The following is a 19,375-nucleotide window of genomic DNA, read 5'->3' as shown; positions in this document are numbered from 1 at the left end:
CTATGTTGGGTTTTAATCAGGACGAGTACTTAACCAGTGCTCGCGAGATAATCTCTGCGCGCCAACAGGCAGAAAACGTCGCCGACGATATTTATCACAGTGGCTGTAGTGCATTATTTTTTGTTTCCGTGGGCGGTTCTTTAGCCCCGATGATGGCCATTAATGAATTTGCTAAAGAATTAACCGGGCTGCCGGTTTATCTTGAGCAGGCGGCGGAATTAATTCATCACGGGCATAAAAAATTAAATAAAGATGCGGTTGTCGTGACGTTATCGAAGTCGGGCGATACCAAAGAGTCGGTAGCGATTGCCGAATGGTGTAAGGCGCAGGGAATTCGCGTCGTGGCAATTACCCGTAATGCTGATTCGCCATTGGCCGATGCCGCCAGCTGGCATATTCCGATGTGCCACAAGAACGGCGTGGAATATGAATATATGCTGCTGTACTGGTTATTCTTCCGCGTGATTTATCGTCACGGCGAGTTTGCTGATTATGACCGTTTTGCCAGCCAGCTGGAATTGCTGCCGGAAAATCTGCTGCAGGCCAAACGCCAGTTCGATCCGCAGGCGGATAAAATCGCTGCGCAATATTATGACCGCGATTACATGATGTGGATTGGCGGGGCGGAGATGTGGGGGGAAGTCTACCTGTTCTCGATGTGTATTCTCGAAGAGATGCAGTGGAAGCGAACCAAGTCGGTGAGTTCGGCTGAGTTTTTCCACGGCACCCTGGAGCTGCTGGAAAAAGAAGTACCGCTGTTCCTGGTGAAAGGCGAGGGCAAATGCCGGGCGCTGGACGAGCGCGTCGAACGCTTTGCACAGAAGATAACCGACCACCTGGTGGTTATCGACCCGCGCGATTATCCGCTGAACGGCATTGATGACGCTTTCCGCTGGATTATGGCGCCGTGCGTGGTGTCTACACTGCTGGTGGACAGGCTGGCGGCCCACTTTGAACATCATACCGGCCACGACCTGAATATCCGCCGTTATTACCGGCAGTTTGATTACTAAATCCTGTCTATGGCGGTCAGCTTGCTGGCCGCTACGCTATTCTCCGAGGCGCTTCCCAGAAAATCATCGCCAAATCCAGCCGGGTAAAAACCGGTGGTAGAGTCCGGCTTTCCTTCTCTTTCTGGCAAGCGGATGGCCATGAAAAAACGTATTACTTCAACGCCTCACGATGCGGTATTCAAGCGATTTCTTCGCCACCCGGAGACGGCGAATGATTTCCTCACGCTCTATCTTCCTGAAGAGATCCGTCAGCAGTGTGATTTTGCGACGCTGCGGTTGGAGCCAGCGAGTTTCGTCGATGAAGATCTGCGCGCCTGGTATTCGGATGTGTTGTGGTCAGTACAAACCACCTCTGGTCTGGGATACGTCTATGTGGTGATAGAACACCAGAGCTCACCGGATAATCATATGGCTTTTCGTCTGATGCGCTACGCTATCGCCGCGATGCAGCGGCATTTGGATGCTGAGCATAAAGAGCTGCCGCTGGTGGTGCCGATGCTCTTTTATCATGGCGTGACCAGCCCCTATCCCTTCTCCCTGAACTGGCTGGATGAGTTTGCTTCCCCGGAGATGGCGAAGAAGCTGTATGGCTGCCAGTTTCCGCTGGTTGATGTCACGGTGATGCCGGATGATGAAATTGTCCAGCATCGTCGGGTTGCTCTACTTGAGCTAATGCAAAAGCATATTCGCCAGCGCGATCTCACTGGGATCACAGAGTCGTTGGCGGCCCTTGTGATGCTGGGATACACTAACCGCAAGCAGTTGAGAATGCTGTTTCACTATATGCTGCAGTACGGCAATACCACTGATCCGAGTGCGTTTGTCCGCCAGTTGGCTCGTCGTCTGCCACAGTATGAGGAGAGGTTGATGTCTATCGCTCAACAACTTAAGCAAGAAGGCCGGGAAGAAGGACACCTGGAGGGCTTAGAGGAAGGGAGCCGACGCGAGGCGCTGCGCATTGCCAGCAGTATGCTGCAAGACGGCTTAGATAAAGAGACGGTGCAGCGGATCACTGGGCTTTCGGCGGATGAGCTAAAGCCGCTGCATTGTTGATGTCCTGACCCTAAAACAATAGCCCGGCTTAAAAACCGCCGGGCGCGCTTGTTTTATCCTTCGCTTTTCACCACTTTGATTTCAACCATGCCGATACCCAGCTGGCGTGGGGAGTGGCCGAGAATATTGCCCTCGTTGGTTGACTGCGGATCCGGTGGCGCAATAGTTAAGGTATTGCTGCGCGACGGATTATCAAAGTGCAGGGTAGTTGTGGTGACATCATTGGCCAAAGTGAGCGTTTGCTCGCTATCGCCGACGCGTACCGGAATCGGTTTATTGGCATTCGGTCCGTAGGCTTTGGCGGTAATGACCAGGTCGAATTTCTCCGGCAGCGGCTCTTTATATTCAATTTTCACTTCATTGCCGAGCTGCGCGTTGGACCAACGTCCCCATGATTCCGGGCGGGAAATACCGCTGAATTGTTTTACTTCCTCAGGCGCACCGGCGACGTTGAAGACAAAGCTGTCGGCCTTGTAACGGATGTTGTTATCGACAATTTTCAAGGTATCGACATTGCCTTTATAGCGCTCCATATCGATAAGGGTATCTTTGAACGCCGTCTTGCCTTGCCACTGGGCTTTGTCTACGCGCTGGACTTGCTGTTCGCCGCCCAACTGGCCCTGCGATACGCACCAGTCGGTGGAGAGCGCCAGCTCCGGCGACCATAGCTGGCCCATCTTGTAGCAGCGGTCGACCCACACAAAGTTATCGCGCGGGGCGAAATCGGCCAGCTGGAAGCGCAGCGGGGCGGAGTATTCGCTTTCCGGCAGCGGCTCAACGCGTTTGTCGGAGATCCGCAGCAGCAGCGGCAGGCGGAAATGGCTACCGGAGAAGGAGATCATATTCTTCTGCGAATCGACGGTGAAATTCTTCATCTCTTTGGGGAAGTTCCACAGGCGGATGACGTCGGGCTTCCACGCCAGTACTTTCTCTTTCATATTGAGGAAAATCGCCGAAAGCGACTCTGCGGACAGGCTGCTGCGCCCGAGGCCAATAAAGTTATCGCCGCCGAGGATATCCAGCACCGTCGCGCCGTTGTCCATGGTATTACGCTTAACCGCCAGCGTATCCTGCTGGGGTTCATCACCGCGCAGGACGAAAAACAGGTTGCTGCGATCCTGTTTATTCAGATAATCCCAGGCGCTATTTTTCATTGCCAGGTGATCGGAAGAAACCACGATGACCGTATTTTTGAACCACGGCGAGGCTTTAATTTTCTCAATGAGCGCTGCGATATGCTCCTGACTGCAGGAAACGGCGCTGAACGAAAGGTTCTTTTTGCCGTCCATGTCGTAGCTTTTGCGCTGGCAGGTACGGGAGATAAAGCCATCCGGATGATGAGTGTCGACCGTCAGAGCAAACAGCGAAAAGCGCTTCCCGGATTGCGAAAGCTCTTCGAATTTTTTCCACGTTTCATCAAGGACGGTGTCGTCGTAGAAACCCCAGTCGTTACGGTAAGTTGGATCGGCAACCGTTGATTTCAGCTCTTCCGCCCCGTACAGGTGATCGAAGCCGTGAGATTTCAGGAACACATCTTTTCCGGCGAAGCGCAGGTTCGCTCCCTGGACGAAGTAGTTTTCGTAACCGGAGTTTTTCAGGATATCGCCCAGGCAGATATTCTGCGGGAAAAAGCTGGAGACCGAAGCGGAGGCGTTACCTTCGAATGGTGCAAACAGTGGGATCCCGCACTGGGAAGCAACCATTCCGGCAATGGTGTAGTCGGTACCCGGAAGCTGAGCGGTATTGCTAAAGTCCAGCCCCTCGTTTTTGAGTTTGCCAAGCTCTGGCGTCAGGCTCGGGAACGCATCGTTATCAAAATAAGTACGCTCAAGGCTTTCACCGTAGATATACACCAGGTTTAGTTTTGGGTTAGCAATGCTCTTCGCGGGTTCTTTATAGTAAGCCACGAAATCCGGATCGCCATCGCGCGACTGGGATTTGACCAGCTCGCTAATCTGGCGGAAGGCCGGACTGGCATCCACTGACGCCAGCGCCAGAACCAGTGCCACCAGACTATAACCAAAATGATGAGGATGATGACGGCGACGGCGAAGCACCCAGCCGAGCGCGCCGAATACCGCGACCAGCGCCACGACCAGACCAACGCCCGGCAGAATATATTTACTCACGCCTGCGCCCGTCAGGCTGTTGGTCAACGTATAGAGTACCGCGTCATTAATACCGTCACCGGTGAAGTAATCGCTGGCGTAGAGGGTAATGTTGAGAATAACGAACAGGCCCAGCACCGTGAGCGTAGCGGCGAACCACCAGGTATTACGACCAGCTTTTAATGCGTAAATCATCACCGAAGCAAGAAACAAGGCGATGGATAACAACTCTGACACAGCTCACCCTCATTAACGCCAGTTGACGGCTGGCCGAATAGATCACTTTCCACGCTACACTGTAATTGCAGCGCCATATCGCCGCAATTGTATCGTCATGAAATTGTGCTGTGGTTCAGAATTGGTTTAGAAATCGCCGTTTTTGAGCAGCCTCACATCTTGTCTGCAAGGGGCCTAAGGGCGAGAGATGTTAAAAAATCAGCGTTGCGACCGCGCTGGCGGAGATAAAGCGCCAAACGCGGCATTTGATGAAGATATCAGGAGAGGAAGCTAACGCCTTGTTTTAATACCAGGTCGCAGGCTTTGGTTTTCACTTTCTCCGCCAGCGGGCTGCTGCCGAGGGTGTTCAGATTCAACTGCTGGCCGTCTTTATTACTCAACAGCCCCTGAAGACCATTGAGGTAGCTGGTATCCTCTTTTTGTTTCTCTGGCGTGCTGAGACCCAGTTTATCCAGAACCTGATTTTTGACGTTTTCAGTATTCGTCACCGAGGCCAGCTTCTGTTTCGCGCAGTAAGACATAATCCCGGCGGCATTATTCATGCTGCTGGAGGTTAGCGACTGGCTGCCACCGTTCAACAGGCTGGTGAGCGATGAGAGCGACATGCCGCCGTTTTGCTGGCTACCGCTCTGGCTGCTGAGCTGGTTAGCGGCGCTGGAGAGAGAATCCTGCCAGGAGGTGGCTTGTGCGCCAAAAATCATTAAAGCACCCGCCGCCACTACCGTGCGGAACATCATTTTGGTAGATTTCATAAGATACTCTTAACCGTAACGGAATAATGTTCTCAGTATAACGCTGGCGGGATTAAGAAATATCTCAATACTCTTTTCCGGTCACGCGATCGCGGTAGCTATCCCAGTTAAAATTGACCCATAGGCTATTTCCCAGGCGCATACGATCCATGACACGTTCGCCGAGTAGCTTATTCATTTCTTCCATGGTGCTGTTGGTTAGCATGCCGGTAGGACGCTTCGACGAGGAGCGGCGATCGACAATCTGGTTAATGATGACTTTCTCGTAGCGTGACTCTGTTTGCATACCGATTTCGTCTATTACCAGTAAATCGACCTTGCTCAGGTCGGTGAGAAGCTGCTCTTCGCTGGTTTCCCGATTGCCGAAAGTATCTTTCATCGCCGACATAATATCGGCGACGGTAATGATCAACACCGACTTACCCCGCAGCAGCAGCTCATTGCAGATGGCGGCGGCCAGGTGATTTTTACCGGTGCCAGGCTTGCCTGAGAAAATAAAGCTGGCGATATTGCCGTCGAACTCTTCGACGTACTGGCGTGCTCGGGAAAGCGCGATCATCTGGCCTTCACATTCCACCCGGTAGTTATCCAGAGAGCAGTTCTGGTGCAGTGGGCGGATACCGGAGCGGTTAAACGTTCGCTGCATTTTCATGGCGCGGTTTTCACGCTCCAGTGCTTCCGAACGCAGCTTGCCTTGTTCTTTTTGCCATGCCAGTAGCTCTTCACCTGTCTTAAACGCGGGTTCGACATGGGCTGGCATCATTTTTTGCAGGCGCTTCATTAAATCGCCGACATTTTTCATGCTCATCCTCGGAATCCTCGTGGAATATGGTTATCAGGTTCGCTAATCGCGTTGACGTCGCGTCGCGGCTGGCCGCCGTTGCTGGCTCTGCCAATCTGCACGCTGCGCGCTAGCTTCTGCTGCCACTGGACATGATGAAAGACTTTACCTTCCGCCTGCCAGTAGGTGACAAACGCGGCGAGTTCTTCCTGCGTGACCGGCTGGCTCAGGGCGATACCCCAGAGCGCGGCCAGGCGCTGAAAGTCTGCATCCGGCTGCCAGTCGGCGTACATCGGGAATTTTCCCATCGGTACCGCAACGGGGGCCGCCGTTGGCTCATCAAAAAACTGCGCGTCCAGGGCAATATCGCTATTGGGGCGCGAGAGTTTTGCTTCCAGCTCCAGCAACTGCGCCAGACGTTCTGGGGTTAACGCATAAAACGCGGGCGCGTTATTGGCAAATACGGCAACGGCGCCGCTGGCCGATTTCGCCAGTACCGCTGCGGGGTCCTGCATGAAGTCATCCAGACCGCTAAAATCGGTAGTTAAAATTCGCGAAGACATAAATCAATCTCAACTCTGAACAACTAAAGGGGGGAACAATCACATAGTAGCATAGAGGGCGCTTAGGAAGGAGCGCCGCAGGTGACCCCGCGGCGCGGTCGTCTATACGCGCGGGCGCTTGCGATACAGCCAAAGCCCTGGAATAGAAAGACCGATGGATAACGCGCCAACAATAGATGATGCCTTAAGAAAGTTACTCAGCAGCATAATCATCATCTCTTCTGAGTAGCCGAAATGGCTGATTTTTACCGCCGAAATCATCGCGGTATAGGCGGATATTCCTGGAAACATGGGAATAACGGCTGCGACGGTGAAAATTTTCGGGTGCGCCAGATACCAGCGAGACCACTGAATTCCGATGCAACCAACCAGCAGGGCGGCCATGAACGTCGCCCATTCGATATTAAAACCTGCCGTCATCATCACCATGCGCGAGCCGTGGCCGATAGCGCCTAACAAAGCGCACCAGCGTAGCGCGCGCTGCGGGACGTTAAATACCATAGCGAAGCCAACGGCGGGAATAGCGGCAAGGGCCATATCCTGCAGCAGGGCGAAGAGATACATGATTATGCCCATCCGCGCAGCCCCCACATCGTCATTGCCATTACCACGCCAATACAGGTGGCGAGGGTGAGCAGGCTGGCGATAGCCCAGCGAGCCATTCCGGTATTGATATGCCCTTTAAACATGTCGGCAACGGAGTTGATTAGCGGGAAGCCTGGTACCAGCAGGAGTACGCTGGCGGCCATGGCTACCGTCGGCGTCGTGGCGAATACAGGCAGGCGTAACATGAGCCCAGAAATCGTTGTCGCCACAAAGGCGGTAAGGCAGAAGTTAATCTGCGGATGCATTGAGCGATGGGTTAACAATTGGCGAATATACATTGCTACTGAACTGGCGCAAAAAGTGACGAGAGCACCATCCCAGCCGCCGTTATTGAGTTTGCAGAAGCAGGCACAGGAGAGGCCAACCATGACAACCAGCAGCCAGCGCGGATAGCGCAGCGGTTTGATTTGAGCAAAGCGTTTTTCAACATCCTTATAATCCAGTAGCTTATGCTCCGCCATGATGACGATATGCTGAACTTCCGTAACGACGTGCATGTTGATGCCGCGATCGGTATTTTTCCGCGTTGACGTCAGGCATTCGCCATCCTTTATTGTTGTGAGCACGATCGCGTTAGAGGAAATCGCGCTTTCAACGCTATCCATACCCAAGGCCCGGCCCAAACGTGTTGAAAGCTCTTCAACCAGTGCGCTCTCTGCGCCGTGTTGTAATAAGAAAAGACCACATTGAATGCACAATCGCGTGATTGCGCGCTGAGTTGCCCTGTCTGCTTGCATAAATACCTGCTGTCCGTGATGCCCGATGCCGTAGTGTCTGTCGATACTTTTACCTGAAGTCTTGCTTTATCTGAGCGGTCAGGATCAAACAATATGTAAAAAATCACCCGCCCTGCTGACCTCCTGGAATTTGATCCCTGCCGCATTTTCGTAAAATTGGTGAAAAGTGCAATTTTTGTACTCATTCTTCCCTTCTTTTTCCCCTCAGACTTATCAAAAATGCAAGTTGGAACTTTTAATAAACAAAAAACAAACAAATAATTAACCATGCTGAGGTGACCCTATGAGAACACAGATTGCGATTATCGGAGCGGGTCCTTCCGGACTGCTGTTAGGGCAGTTATTACATCGCGCCGGGATCCAAACCGTCATCCTCGAACGGCAAACGCCAGAGTACGTGCTGGGGCGGATCCGCGCGGGGATTCTGGAAAGTGGAACGGTGGATTTGCTGCGTGAAGCAGGGGCTGCCCGGCGGATGGATGCGGAAGGGCTGGTACATCATGGGGTTGAGTTTTTGTTTGACGGCAAGCGCGTGCCGGTTGCACTGACGGAGCTTACTCAAGGTAAAAGCGTGATGGTTTACGGTCAGACCGAAGTGACGCGGGATTTAATGGCGGCGCGGGCGGAATGCGGAGCACCGATTATTTATGGCGTCAGCGATGTCACGATTAATGATGCGAAAAGTGACCGGCCGTCCGTCTCTTTTGTCAGCAACGGCGAAAAACATCTGCTGGAGTGCGATTTTATTGCCGGTTGTGACGGATTTCACGGCGTTTCCCGACAAAGTATCCCGTCAGGGGTTCTTAAAGAGTATGAAAGCGTCTGGCCGTTTGGCTGGCTGGGTTTGCTGGCCGATACGCCACCAGTTAACCCAGAGCTGATTTATGCCCATCATGAGCGCGGCTTTGTACTGTGTAGTCAGCGCTCACTAACTCGAAGCCGCTACTATTTACAGGTACCGCTAAGCGAAAAGGTTGATGACTGGGCTGATGAACGTTTCTGGGAAGAGTTGAAGCTGCGCTTGCCCGATGAGCTGGCTACCAGGTTAGTGACTGGTCACTCACTTGAGAAGAGTATTGCACCGCTACGCAGTTATGTGGTGGAACCCATGCAATATGGGAGGCTATTTCTGGTAGGGGACGCGGCGCATATCGTTCCGCCTACCGGGGCGAAAGGATTGAATCTGGCAGCATCTGATGTGAACTATTTGTGGCGAATCCTACGCGAATATTACCACCATGGTCGCGCTGACCTGTTGGCAAGCTACTCCCGCTTCGCCCTGGACCGCGTGTGGAAAGGCGAGCGATTCAGCTGGTTTATGACTCGCCTGTTGCATGATTTCCCGCAACAAAGCGAGTTTGATAGAAAAATGCAGGCGGCAGATCGTCGCTATTATCTTGAGTCTCGTGCTGGACTCACCACTATCGCTGAAAACTACGTCGGTCTGCCGATGGAGCGCGTGGCATAAACGAAAAGAGCAGGAGGCGTCATGCAGGCAGCGAAAACCGTTCCCGTTTTTAAACTGTATGGCGAAGATCGCGGCTGGCCAACTCCCGACCTCCTGCACTGCGAATCGATACTTCAGCGTAGTCGTCTGTATGAATGGCATATCCGCGTGCATCAGCATGCTGAGCTGGTGCAACTGCTTTATCTGCATAAAGGGCGGGCAGAAATCGAAATCGAAGGGGCAACCACGGTGATGACTGAAGCCTGCATTCAGGTTGTTCCAGCGCTTTGTATTCACGGGTTCCGGTTTTCTCCGGGCACGGAAGGATACGTTTTGTCACTGGCGCTACCGCTGCTCAGACGTTTTGAAAACCAGTTTGGTCGTCAGTTGGATGTACTCGGCCAGCCACAATGCGTGTCGGTGAAAGAGTCCCGGGGCCATATCCGGGCGCTGTTTACTGCTTTACGGGAAGAGTACAGCGAGGATCATGATGCGCGCGAAATGATGCTGCATTCGTTGCTGGGTGCATTATTGGTATGGTTGAACAGACAGTATCTCCCAGCGCGGATCGCGGAGGACAAAGCTGAACGTAAGCGTAGCGTTATGCGCCATTTCTCTCGCCTCATTGAAAGCCATTATCGCGAACATATGCCTTTAATAGAGTATTCCAGGCTGGTGGGGCTCTCTGCGACTCACCTGAATTATTTGTGCCGTGAATTTTACGGCTGCAGCGCGCTGGGGGTTTTACATCAAAGGTTGATGCTTGAGGCGCGCCGTAACCTGCAATACACCAGCATGACTATTGCGCAACTTTCTGATTATTTAGGATTTACTGATGCCGCTTATTTCTCCCGTTTTTTTCGGCGCTATAACGGTGAATCGCCTAAAGCATTTAGGGAAGGTGCGAACAAGTTCCTGATATGAGATCATCATATTCATCCGGAGCGCATCCCAGAGGGACATCATGAGCCATCAACTCACCTTCGCCGATAGTGAATTCAGCACTAAGCGCCGTCAGACCCGAAAAGAGATTTTCCTCTCCCGCATGGAGCAGATTCTGCCATGGCAGAATATGACCGCTGTCATCGAGCCGTTTTATCCCAAGGCGGGCAATGGCCGACGGCCCTATCCGCTGGAGACCATGCTGCGTATTCACTGCATGCAGCATTGGTACAACCTGAGCGACGGTGCCATGGAAGATGCCCTGTACGAAATCGCCTCCATGCGCCTGTTTGCCCGATTATCCCTGGATAGCGCCCTGCCGGATCGCACCACCATCATGAATTTCCGCCACCTGCTCGAGCAGCATCAACTGGCCCGTCAATTGTTCAAGACCATCAATCGCTGGCTGGCCGAAGCAGGCGTCATGATGACCCAAGGCACTTTGGTGGATGCCACCATCATTGAGGCACCCAGCTCTACCAAGAACAAAGAGCAGCAACGCGATCCGGAGATGCATCAGACCAAGAAAGGCAATCAGTGGCACTTTGGCATGAAGGCCCACATTGGTGTCGATGCCAAGAGTGGCCTGACCCACAGCCTAGTCACCACCGCGGCCAACGAGCATGACCTCAATCAGCTGGGTAATCTGCTTCATGGAGAGGAGCAATTTGTCTCAGCCGATGCCGGCTACCAAGGAGCGCCACAGCGCGAGGAGCTGGCCGAGGTGGATGTGGACTGGCTGATCGCCGAGCGTCCCGGCAGGGTAAAAACCTTGAAGCAGCATCCGCGCAAGAACAAAACGGCCATCAACATCGAATACATGAAAGCCAGCATCCGTGCCAGGGTGGAGCACCCGTTTCGCATCATCAAGCGGCAGTTCGGCTTCGTGAAAGCCAGATACAAGGGGCTGCTGAAAAACGATAACCAACTGGCGATGTTATTCACCCTGGCCAACCTGTTTCGGGTGGACCAAATGATACGTCAGTGGGAGAGATCTCAGTAAAAACCGGAAATAACGCCAGAAATGGTGGAAAAAATAGCCTAAATAGGCTGATTCGATGTGTTTGCGGGAAAAAAATCGGCCCAGATCCGCGAAATTTTAATCAGCGAGTCAGCTTGGGAAGAAATGACCTGCTTATTCGCACCTTCCTTAGGAAAAATATAAAATAAAAAAATCTTTATTTAATTTATCTTAAGTTAGTGTAACTAACGACGGTTTTAATCATTTCTAATTTATTGCTGACAACCACCTGTGTTAATGTTAATCATTGGCATGGATAACAGCAATATGTTGCTCACCATAATATTACATTGGCTTTAGAGCGTGACGTCAACACGCTTGCCAGGGACGATAAAGATTCATTTTGGTAAAATAATTAAGATGGATACTCAACTATCTATCAGATTATTTTTTTGCCGCGCGTGAGTCTTCGACAGGAAGCGGAGGGTTTATGTTACCAGGACAGGGTAAGTTCGGCATCATTATCAGCAGGATACCGGTCATGCAGTCCGGATTGAAAGCAATCGTTGGGGAGCATCTCCCTGATTATGAACTGAGTTTTTGTCGTTCTCAGGACGAGTTAACCCTACTTCAATTACGTCGCGCAGTGTTGGTCATCGCCGATTTATCTGGCGAAATTGAGCAGCCAAGAAATATGTGTGAGCACTACTATTCTTTAATGACTCAGTACAGGGATATACACTGGGTCTTTATGGTTGGAAGCGCCTGCTTCCCATTAGCTGTTGAGTTATTAATGCGGCCTGAAAGCACATTAATATCTGATAGCGAACCAGTGAAGCGTTTAATTGAAGTCGTTCGTGCTGGTGGCCTTGCCGCCGAGAGAATTAGTCAGACCTTATTCTCACCAGAGATGGCGAATATTGGCGAAGAGCAGCAAAAGTTGGTCATTCTGACGCTTTCTGAGCGTAAGGTCCTGAGGCTCCTTGCAAAAGGGTGGGGAATTAATCAAATTGCTGCGTTATTGAAAAAAAGTAATAAAACCATAAGCGCGCAAAAAAATAGTGCGATGCGCCGTTTGTCTTTGCGCAGTAATGCAGAGATGTATGCCTGGATTAATAGTGCACAGGGAATGATGGAGCTGAATATTTATTCGGCCTATGGAGACCAATCGGAATGGAAAAAGATCTCACAACACGATATGTCGCTGTCGTAGAAAAATGCGCGATGACTGAAGTGGCTCTTCGCCACATATTAACTCGTGAAAGCGGCAAGAATTATAGTGTCTGCTTCTTTAAAGATACTCAGGCATTAAAGCGAGAACTTAAATCTAAAGATTTTACTGCGATTATTTTTTCACTTTCTGGTAATCGCAGATCCCGACTGGAGAGCTTACTTTTTCTCCACGAAATTGCGCGTTATTGCCCTGAAATGCAGAGAATTGTTTTAGCTACTGATGAAGCGGAAATGCGACTGATTAGCCACCTTACGCCTTCCCGTTTGCATGGTATTTTTAATAAATCAGCTTGCCGTATACAGTTGCAGGAACGCTTACTTCAGCTTCTTGATCATAGTCATCAGGTGAATGAGAGCGCAGTAAACCAAAAGCAGGGTTTATGTAACCAAATTCTGAGCCCGACGGAACATACCATTCTGCGCTATATGTCTTACGGCTATTCGTTGCCTGAGATTGCGACACAGCTGGAGCGAAACATCAAAACTATTCGCGCTCATAAATTTAACGCTATGACCAAGCTTGGCGTCAGTTCAGATATGGGACTCCTGAGCGCAGCAGATATTCTGATGCGCTTGTCAGCGAATAACGATGATACCAGAGGTATGCGGCTTGCCCTGTAGCGTTAGTCGTTTATTAAAGACAAACGTCAATCCAGGTTGCATCAGTCAACCGCGCCATTCGTTCGGGTGAAATACGAACGGCGCTATGGATTGACCCTGCTGCTGGTAGAACTTCCGGGTACTGTTTCAGCGAAATGTCACAGTAAACCGCCAGTGGAATTTCCAGGCCAAATGGGCAAACCCCGCCAACGGGGTGTCCGGTTAACGTAACTACCTCATCACTACTCAGCATACGTGCTTTCGCACCGAACACTTCCTTCAGCTTTTTGTTATCCAGACGCGCATCGCCCTTTGCGACAACAAGTACAACCCGTTCTTTTACTTTTAAAGACAGGGTTTTCGCTATTTGCCCGGGCTCAACATTATGCGCTGCAGCAGCTAGTGCCACCGTAGCCGTACTCTGATTAAGTTCGATGATTTCGATATCGGGGGCGTGGTCAGCAAAAAATTGCCGCACGGACTGCAGACTCATTGCGATCTCCTGATGAGTGTCTGTTAAAAATCTGTAATAAGCTTCGCAAAGTGTAAATATTGTTGGTAGACAATCAAGAATCTTTCTAATTCCTGGATCTTCTTCACAATCGCCGCAACCGGTTACTGTAACCGGTTGCAGTTATCCGTCATGCGATGAATACTGAAATAGTAACTTCCCTGCGTCATCTATAACAAAGAGCCGTGTATGAGTCGTACCTATTTGAGCAGTATAGCCAGTGGGTTATCCGCCGTGCTAATCCACTCACCTAATTAGGTTTACCACAACGGCAAGATAATCATTGTTGGGCCTGTTTCTATAGCCTGTCAGGAGGGCTGCTATGTCTGCTAACCATGCTGCATTTAATCTGATATTCCGCTTTGTAGAAAATTACATCAGCCCGGTCGCCGGACGCATTTCGTCTCAGCGCCATGTTATGGCTATTCGCGACGGCTTTATCTCTGCAATGCCGTTTATGATCGTTGGCTCCTTTCTCCTGGTATTTGCTTATCCGCCGTTTTCGCCGGATACCACATTGGGATTTGCTCGCGCGTGGCTGGATTTAGCAAAAGAATTTGAAGGGCGAATTTTGACGCCGTTCGATATGACGATGGGCATCATGTCTATCTACATTTGTGCCGCCATTGCCTACAACCTCGGTAAACACTACGAAAAAACGAATCAGCTCGACCCTTTCATGTGCGCGATGCTGTCGATTATGGCTTTCCTGCTCGTAGCGGCACCGAAGACGAACGGCAATTTGCCGGTTGATAGTCTGGGCGGGACGGGGATTTTTACCGCGATTCTGGTGGCTGTTTATTGCGTTGAAATGATGCGCTTCCTTAAGGCGCATAATATTGGTATTCGCCTGCCAGATCAGGTGCCGCCAATGATCAAAAACTCTTTTGATCTATTGATTCCGGTATTGGTCGTAGTCCTAACGCTCTATCCCCTGAGCCTGTTTATCCAGCATCATTTCGATATGCTGATCCCGCAGGCTATCATGGCCATCTTTAAGCCGCTGGTTTCTGCGGCGGATTCATTACCGGCGATTTTACTGGCGGTGCTGGTTGGTCATTTGTTGTGGTTCGCGGGTATCCACGGTGCGGCTATTGTTTCCGGTATGCTGCAGATGTTCTGGCTGACTAACCTTGGGATGAACCAGCAGGCTTTGGCTCAGGGCGCACCGTTGCCACATATCTTTATGGAGGCGTTCTGGACATTCTTTATTGTGATCGGTGGTTCAGGAGCAACGATGGGGCTGGTATTCTGCTACCTGCGCAGTCGATCTGCACATCTGCGCTCAATCGGTCGTCTGAGCGTAGTGCCTAGCCTGTTTAACATTAACGAGCCGGTTATTTTCGGTACACCTATTGTCATGAACCCGGTGTTCTTTATTCCATTCCTGCTGGCACCAATGGTTAACGCTGTGCTGGCCTGGGCGGCAATGAAGCTGGATTTGATTGGCCGGGTTATATCTGTCGTTCCGTGGACCGCACCGGCACCGATTGGCGGTGCGTGGGCCTTGGGGTGGGATTTCCGGGCGGCGATTTTGGTTATTATCCTGGCATGCGTCTCGGCAGTTATCTATTTCCCGTTCTTTAAAGTGTATGAGAAGCAACTGTTAGAACAAGAGGCTGAAGAAGCGCAGCGTTTGGCACAAGAAAGCCAGCAGACCGCGTAAACGTAAACGGGCGGCTTAATTAGCCGCCCGTTGCTCTATAAATCGATGTCATTTTAGCGTGCAATCCCCGCACTGCTGAACATCCGGTAGACGATAGCGCTGGCAGCAGGTGCGGCGCACGAGCTGCCCTTCACGTAAAACAACCGTACGCCACAGCGGGTTATCCTGGCCGTCGGAAAGCTGTTTTTCAAAGAAACAGTGCTGACGCAAAAGGGTGACCTGTTCATCTCCCAGCAACGCTTTCATTTCACCCAGATACCAGTTGATTAGGTAACCGGTATTGCTCCAGATAAGTTTGCCGTTGATATCACCAGTGGCTTCAAGCGCCTGAATGACGGGCTGTAAAGCGCAGGTGACCAGGGTTTCCATTCGCGATTGAGCAGACTGCTCTGATGAAGCTTGTGCGCAATGGACATCAATCCAGAAACAGGCGGCCCGACCCGTTTCATGAAACTCAACCCGGAAATGTTCCGGTGCCAGGCTGATGACGCGATCTTCGCTCAGCAGAGCCAACATTAACGGCGGGATCAGTAAACCGATGTACCACTGCGCCCAAAGGGATAGCAGTGGCTTTTGCTCACGTGGCTGCGTGGGCTGGTTGCGATAGATATGATCGGAATACGTTGCCAGCAGGGAACTCAGCGCCATTGGCTGAGACCATTCCGCCAATGTTAATGCATGATGAGGCGCTTCTTCATTCAGACGGAGAAAATCCAGCAGATGGGGGCGTAGGGTAGTGATTTTTTCATGGATTGCATTTGCCAGTTCACGCTCAGCCGAAGGGAGCGGAGCCCGCCAGATGATGTCATCGCTGAAGGATAGTGAACGGTAAGCCATCGGATGTCAGATACAAATCTAAATGATAATGATTTCTGATACTAGTTGTTCGGTATCCGGATGGCAAGAGATTTGTCCGCGCGGCAGGTTTCCGCTGCGCGGTATAAAGCTAGCTGGCGAGGATAATATTACGCCCCATATTTTTCGCTTCATAGAGCGCGTTATCTGCACGTTTCAGCGCGCCATCAATGTCGGCATCAACCAGCGGCGTCATGCCGATGCTAATCGTCACATTGGTGGCGACGCTTTCGTTAAACATATGCGGAATTTTTAGATCGTAGACGCGCTGGCGGATACGATCTGCGGCCAGAAGGGCATTTTCAGCCGTGCTGCTGGTTAAAAGCACCATAAATTCCTCGCCGCCAAAGCGGGCAACAATGTCGCGTGAGCGCACGGCGTTGCGAATTGCCGCGGAAACCTGAATTAACGCCTGATCGCCCATCATATGGCCGTAATGGTCGTTGTAGGCTTTGAAGTGGTCAATATCCAGCAGCAGGACGTAATGTTCAGTGCTGTCTAATGAGAGGATCGTGTCCAGGCGGTTTTGTAAACCGCGGCGGTTGTACAAACCGGTGAGGGGATCCAACATACTGAGATCGTTAAGGGTATTACGCTCCCTCAATAGCTTATCCATCAGTCCCTGAGTGAATACATCGCTACGCTTCTGAATTAAGCTCTGGAGGGTGATACCTGCAATCGGCAGGATAAAACAATAAGACATGCGCAGCCATTGTTCTCCTTCGGCCAGGATCAAGCAGGCACCGAATGTCGGTAATGAGTGCAAGGTGAATGCAATGATATTGCTGGAAAAAGCAATGGTGCCAATAAACAACACGCTTAATAAGGCGATCACCAGATAGTTAAAATGCGGTGGCCCCAGCATCATGGCTTTTAACGTAACGTGCCATGCCCAAAGCAGGCCAAATATCAGAGAGATAAATGAAATATTTATTTTGCGTTGCGAGAATTTCCAGTGCCATAACAGCAGGACTGAACTGCAGATAACAATCAGGAAGCAGGGCAGGGTAAAACTAATGATAGTAAAGAGTGGGCTGACCAGGGATAAGAGGGCTGAAACAAAATTAAGCAGTAAAAAAAGCCGTAAGGAATACTGATATTTTTGTTCGTAATGAGATCGCCAGGATTGTGCAGTCATGTTGGGATTGTCATTATTAATCGTTAAAATTCAATATGATATGTGTCAAAAAAGAATAATAAAAAGCAATGCGCAAAATAAGGTTTTTGCGAAATTATCAGATAATTTAATATATAGTTTTAGTTTGCTTAATTTATCATCTTCATGAATGTATGTCATTACCGCGAACGTAAAGAATAATGAGTCACGTTTTACCGGGCATGACAAATGATAAAAATTACCATATGATATTGGTTATCATTATCGTTGTGAGAGGTGAAAACATGTTGCAGCGAACTTTAGGGAGTGGGTGGGGAGTTTTGATCCCTGGCGTGTTGATTGCCGCCCTTGGGTTTGCCGATTTATCGGTGGACGCCTGGCGCGGGTTAGTCACATTGGGAATGCTTACGTCAGCACTGATGATTTGGCATCGTCAGCTACGGCATTTCGTTTTGCTGCCATCATGCGTTGCACTGATAAGTGGAATTATGCTGATGATGATGAATTTTAAGCTGATGGGATAATGCAGAAGAGTAAGAATATTGGTGCGAGGGGGGGGACTCGAACCCCCACATCCTAAGGACACTAACACCTGAAGCTAGCGCGTCTACCAATTCCGCCACCTTCGCACAGTATTCTTAATTTTGATATTGCCTCGTTGGTGCGAGGGGGGGGACTCGAACCCCCACATCCTAAGGACACTAACACCTGAAGCTAGCGCGTCTACCAATTCCGCCACCTTCGCCCAGTGCGAGCAATATCAACGTGGTTTATGGTGCGAGGGGGGGGACTTGAACCCCCACGTCCGTAAGGACACTAACACCTGAAGCTAGCGCGTCTACCAATTCCGCCACCTTCGCATACCATCGACACTATGAAAGTATCGTTACCACGGAGGCGCATTCTAGTGGTTTTAAGCTATTCGTCAATACTTAATTGTACAGGCTGGATTGATTGTTGCAAAAATGGACGGCTTAGGAAGATACGATCCCGGCGGCAAGCATCGCCTGTCGCCGGAGCAGGAGAACGTTACTTTTTCGCCTGGCGAGTCATGACCGTACGATAGACTTTAAACCGGCCAGTCTGGGCGATCACTTCGTGGAAACCGAAGATCTCATCCAGGATATCCGGGTAAGGCAGGAAGGCGTTGGCGACAATACGCAGTTCGCCACCGCTATTTAAATGTCGAACCGCTCCGCGAATCAACGTTTGCGCCGCTTCCTGGCTGGTCTGCAGTCCGTCGTGGAACGGCGGATTAGAGATAATCATATCGAAGCGACCATTCACTTCAGAGAAGACGTTGCTGGCAAAAACGTCACCTTCAATGCCGTTTGCGGCAAGGGTGGCGCGGCTGGCTTCTACCGCCGGGGCACTTACGTCACAGAGTGTTAAGCGAACCTTCGGTGAATGGCTTGCCAGCACGGTTGCCAGCACGCCAGCACCGCAGCCGACATCAAGCACTTTGCCTTTGGTATGCGGCGTCAGGGTTGAGAGCAGCAGTTGGCTACCGATGTCCAGACCATCGCGGCTGAACACGCCCGGCAGCGTTTTAATCGTCAGGTTTTCCAGCGGATATTCGCCCCAGTACTGCTCTGGATTAAATGCTGGCTGTTTTTCCAGGCGGCCATGATACAGCCCACAGCGGCGTGCGCTGTCGATCTTGCTCAGCGGCGCATATTCGGCCAGCATCTGCTCCGCACTGCGTACGCCGCTGCGGTTCTCGCCAACCACGAAAATATCGATACCTGTTGGCAGCAGCGAAAGCAGATTCATTAGCTGAAACTGAGCTTCTGGCTTATTTTTTGGCCAGTAGTAAATCAGCGTATCGCAATCAGCAACGTCGCTGGCTTCAGCCACCAGGCTAAAACGCGCATTTTCACCCATCTGGCGGCTCAGTACTTGCCAATGGTGAAACTGCTGGGTATGGACGCGGCTGCCAGCCGTATCCAGACGGGCGGGCAGGTCATCCTGCAGATCACCGGCAAACAGAACGCGGGCGGACTCGAAATCATCACTGTGGCGCAGCAAGACTTCACTTGCCGGGGTAAAAGCAGACATGAAACACTCCTTCATTGAGACTGGCGGCGATTATACACGTTATCTTTCAGGCTGCCTCTTTGTTGGCGGCGATATGCAATCCGCTGGGCACGTGATTGTTGGCGCAGATACGACGGATTTGCTATATTGCGCGCT

General features: G+C 51.0%; 20 protein-coding genes and 3 tRNA genes. 10 read left to right on the top strand and 13 right to left on the bottom strand.

What is annotated here, in order from left to right; genetic code table 11:
- Positions 1 to 2 precede the first annotated feature (2 nt).
- Together HV213_RS24955 and HV213_RS24950 are read left to right on the top strand one after the other, a co-directional pair.
- The gene (locus HV213_RS24955) at positions 3 to 1,013 is read left to right on the top strand and encodes an SIS domain-containing protein (protein WP_181483724.1); all 1,011 of its coding nucleotides are present in this window, start codon (positions 3 to 5) and stop codon (positions 1,011 to 1,013) included.
- Positions 1,014 to 1,145: 132 nt separating this feature from the next.
- Positions 1,146 to 2,066: an Rpn family recombination-promoting nuclease/putative transposase gene (locus HV213_RS24950; protein WP_181483723.1), complete on the top strand. Its 921-nt coding sequence runs from the start codon at positions 1,146 to 1,148 to the stop codon at positions 2,064 to 2,066.
- A gap of 53 nt (positions 2,067 to 2,119) precedes the next feature.
- On the opposite strand, the gene opgB is transcribed toward HV213_RS24950, so the two are convergent.
- From opgB to HV213_RS24920, 6 genes are all read right to left on the bottom strand, one after another.
- Complete coding sequence (opgB, locus tag HV213_RS24945) at positions 2,120 to 4,411, bottom strand: phosphatidylglycerol--membrane-oligosaccharide glycerophosphotransferase (RefSeq protein WP_181483722.1); 2,292 nt, start codon at positions 4,409 to 4,411, stop codon at positions 2,120 to 2,122.
- A gap of 257 nt (positions 4,412 to 4,668) precedes the next feature.
- A complete protein-coding gene (locus HV213_RS24940) occupies positions 4,669 to 5,163 on the bottom strand; it encodes a YjjA family protein (RefSeq protein WP_181483721.1) in 495 nt (164 codons plus the stop codon).
- Positions 5,164 to 5,227: 64 nt separating this feature from the next.
- Positions 5,228 to 5,965, bottom strand: coding sequence for a DNA replication protein DnaC (dnaC, locus tag HV213_RS24935; protein WP_181486499.1), 738 nt, complete (start codon positions 5,963 to 5,965; stop codon positions 5,228 to 5,230).
- Positions 5,966 to 5,967: 2 nt separating this feature from the next.
- Complete coding sequence (dnaT, locus tag HV213_RS24930) at positions 5,968 to 6,507, bottom strand: primosomal protein DnaT (protein ID WP_181483720.1); 540 nt, start codon at positions 6,505 to 6,507, stop codon at positions 5,968 to 5,970.
- Between the two features lie 102 nt (positions 6,508 to 6,609).
- Complete coding sequence (locus tag HV213_RS24925; RefSeq protein WP_181483719.1) at positions 6,610 to 7,083, bottom strand: threonine/serine exporter; 474 nt, start codon at positions 7,081 to 7,083, stop codon at positions 6,610 to 6,612.
- On the bottom strand, positions 7,074 to 7,850 hold the full coding sequence (locus HV213_RS24920) for a threonine/serine exporter family protein (RefSeq protein ID WP_181483718.1): 777 nt from the start codon (positions 7,848 to 7,850) through the stop codon (positions 7,074 to 7,076). Before HV213_RS24920 ends, HV213_RS24925 begins: the two co-directional genes overlap by 10 nt.
- Before the next feature lie 283 nt (positions 7,851 to 8,133).
- Here HV213_RS24920 and pobA point away from each other — a divergent pair, with 283 nt between their 5' ends.
- The 6 genes from pobA to bglJ all read left to right on the top strand — a co-directional run bounded on the left by pobA (position 8,134) and on the right by bglJ (position 13,054).
- Positions 8,134 to 9,318 carry a 4-hydroxybenzoate 3-monooxygenase gene (gene pobA, locus HV213_RS24915; protein WP_181483717.1) on the top strand — a complete coding sequence of 395 codons (1,185 nt, stop codon included), beginning with the start codon at positions 8,134 to 8,136 and terminating at the stop codon, positions 9,316 to 9,318.
- A 21-nt stretch (positions 9,319 to 9,339) separates the two neighbouring features.
- The gene (locus HV213_RS24910; protein WP_181483716.1) at positions 9,340 to 10,221 is read left to right on the top strand and encodes a helix-turn-helix domain-containing protein; all 882 of its coding nucleotides are present in this window, start codon (positions 9,340 to 9,342) and stop codon (positions 10,219 to 10,221) included.
- A gap of 40 nt (positions 10,222 to 10,261) precedes the next feature.
- On the top strand, positions 10,262 to 11,242 hold the full coding sequence (locus tag HV213_RS24905; RefSeq protein WP_000019450.1) for an IS5-like element ISKpn26 family transposase: 981 nt from the start codon (positions 10,262 to 10,264) through the stop codon (positions 11,240 to 11,242).
- Complete coding sequence (locus tag HV213_RS33610) at positions 11,224 to 11,409, top strand: hypothetical protein (protein ID WP_327021771.1); 186 nt, start codon at positions 11,224 to 11,226, stop codon at positions 11,407 to 11,409. Before HV213_RS24905 ends, HV213_RS33610 begins: the two co-directional genes overlap by 19 nt.
- Positions 11,410 to 11,690: 281 nt before the next feature.
- Positions 11,691 to 12,413 carry a helix-turn-helix transcriptional regulator gene (locus HV213_RS24900; RefSeq protein ID WP_181483715.1) on the top strand — a complete coding sequence of 241 codons (723 nt, stop codon included), beginning with the start codon at positions 11,691 to 11,693 and terminating at the stop codon, positions 12,411 to 12,413.
- Positions 12,374 to 13,054, top strand: coding sequence for a DNA-binding transcriptional activator BglJ (bglJ, locus tag HV213_RS24895; RefSeq protein ID WP_181483714.1), 681 nt, complete (start codon positions 12,374 to 12,376; stop codon positions 13,052 to 13,054). The genes HV213_RS24900 and bglJ overlap by 40 nt, the downstream gene beginning before the upstream one ends.
- A 13-nt stretch (positions 13,055 to 13,067) precedes the next feature.
- Here bglJ and HV213_RS24890 read toward each other — a convergent pair whose 3' ends face one another.
- On the bottom strand, positions 13,068 to 13,526 hold the full coding sequence (locus tag HV213_RS24890; RefSeq protein WP_181483713.1) for a YbaK/EbsC family protein: 459 nt from the start codon (positions 13,524 to 13,526) through the stop codon (positions 13,068 to 13,070).
- 340 nt (positions 13,527 to 13,866) lie between these two features.
- On the opposite strand from HV213_RS24890, the gene HV213_RS24885 reads away from it, so the two are divergent.
- Positions 13,867 to 15,210, top strand: coding sequence for a PTS sugar transporter subunit IIC (locus HV213_RS24885; protein ID WP_181483712.1), 1,344 nt, complete (start codon positions 13,867 to 13,869; stop codon positions 15,208 to 15,210).
- Between the two features lie 48 nt (positions 15,211 to 15,258).
- On the opposite strand, the gene fhuF is transcribed toward HV213_RS24885, so the two are convergent.
- Both fhuF and HV213_RS24875 read right to left on the bottom strand, forming a co-directional pair.
- Positions 15,259 to 16,047: a siderophore-iron reductase FhuF gene (gene fhuF, locus HV213_RS24880; protein ID WP_181483711.1), complete on the bottom strand. Its 789-nt coding sequence runs from the start codon at positions 16,045 to 16,047 to the stop codon at positions 15,259 to 15,261.
- A 109-nt stretch (positions 16,048 to 16,156) separates the two neighbouring features.
- The gene (locus HV213_RS24875; protein WP_181483710.1) at positions 16,157 to 17,203 is read right to left on the bottom strand and encodes a GGDEF domain-containing protein; all 1,047 of its coding nucleotides are present in this window, start codon (positions 17,201 to 17,203) and stop codon (positions 16,157 to 16,159) included.
- Between the two features lie 263 nt (positions 17,204 to 17,466).
- Between HV213_RS24875 and HV213_RS24870 the strand changes: the two genes are divergently transcribed.
- Positions 17,467 to 17,706, top strand: a complete 240-nt coding sequence (locus tag HV213_RS24870; RefSeq protein WP_110272793.1) for a DUF1435 domain-containing protein — start codon at positions 17,467 to 17,469, stop codon at positions 17,704 to 17,706.
- 19 nt (positions 17,707 to 17,725) lie between these two features.
- Here the strand turns inward: HV213_RS24870 and HV213_RS24865 are convergent.
- The 4 genes from HV213_RS24865 to rsmC form a co-directional block, all read right to left on the bottom strand.
- Positions 17,726 to 17,811: transfer RNA gene (locus HV213_RS24865), tRNA-Leu, on the bottom strand.
- 30 nt (positions 17,812 to 17,841) lie between these two features.
- Positions 17,842 to 17,927: transfer RNA gene (locus HV213_RS24860), tRNA-Leu, on the bottom strand.
- Positions 17,928 to 17,955: 28 nt separating this feature from the next.
- Positions 17,956 to 18,042: transfer RNA gene (locus tag HV213_RS24855), tRNA-Leu, on the bottom strand.
- 169 nt (positions 18,043 to 18,211) lie between these two features.
- Positions 18,212 to 19,240, bottom strand: coding sequence for a 16S rRNA (guanine(1207)-N(2))-methyltransferase RsmC (gene rsmC / locus HV213_RS24850; protein ID WP_181483709.1), 1,029 nt, complete (start codon positions 19,238 to 19,240; stop codon positions 18,212 to 18,214).
- Between the last annotated feature and the right edge of the window lie 135 nt (positions 19,241 to 19,375).

Origin of the sequence: Klebsiella sp. RHBSTW-00484, assembly GCF_013705725.1 — a bacterium.
Classification (GTDB): Bacteria; Pseudomonadota; Gammaproteobacteria; order Enterobacterales; family Enterobacteriaceae; genus Klebsiella.
This window is presented reverse-complemented; position numbering and strand designations above follow the sequence as displayed.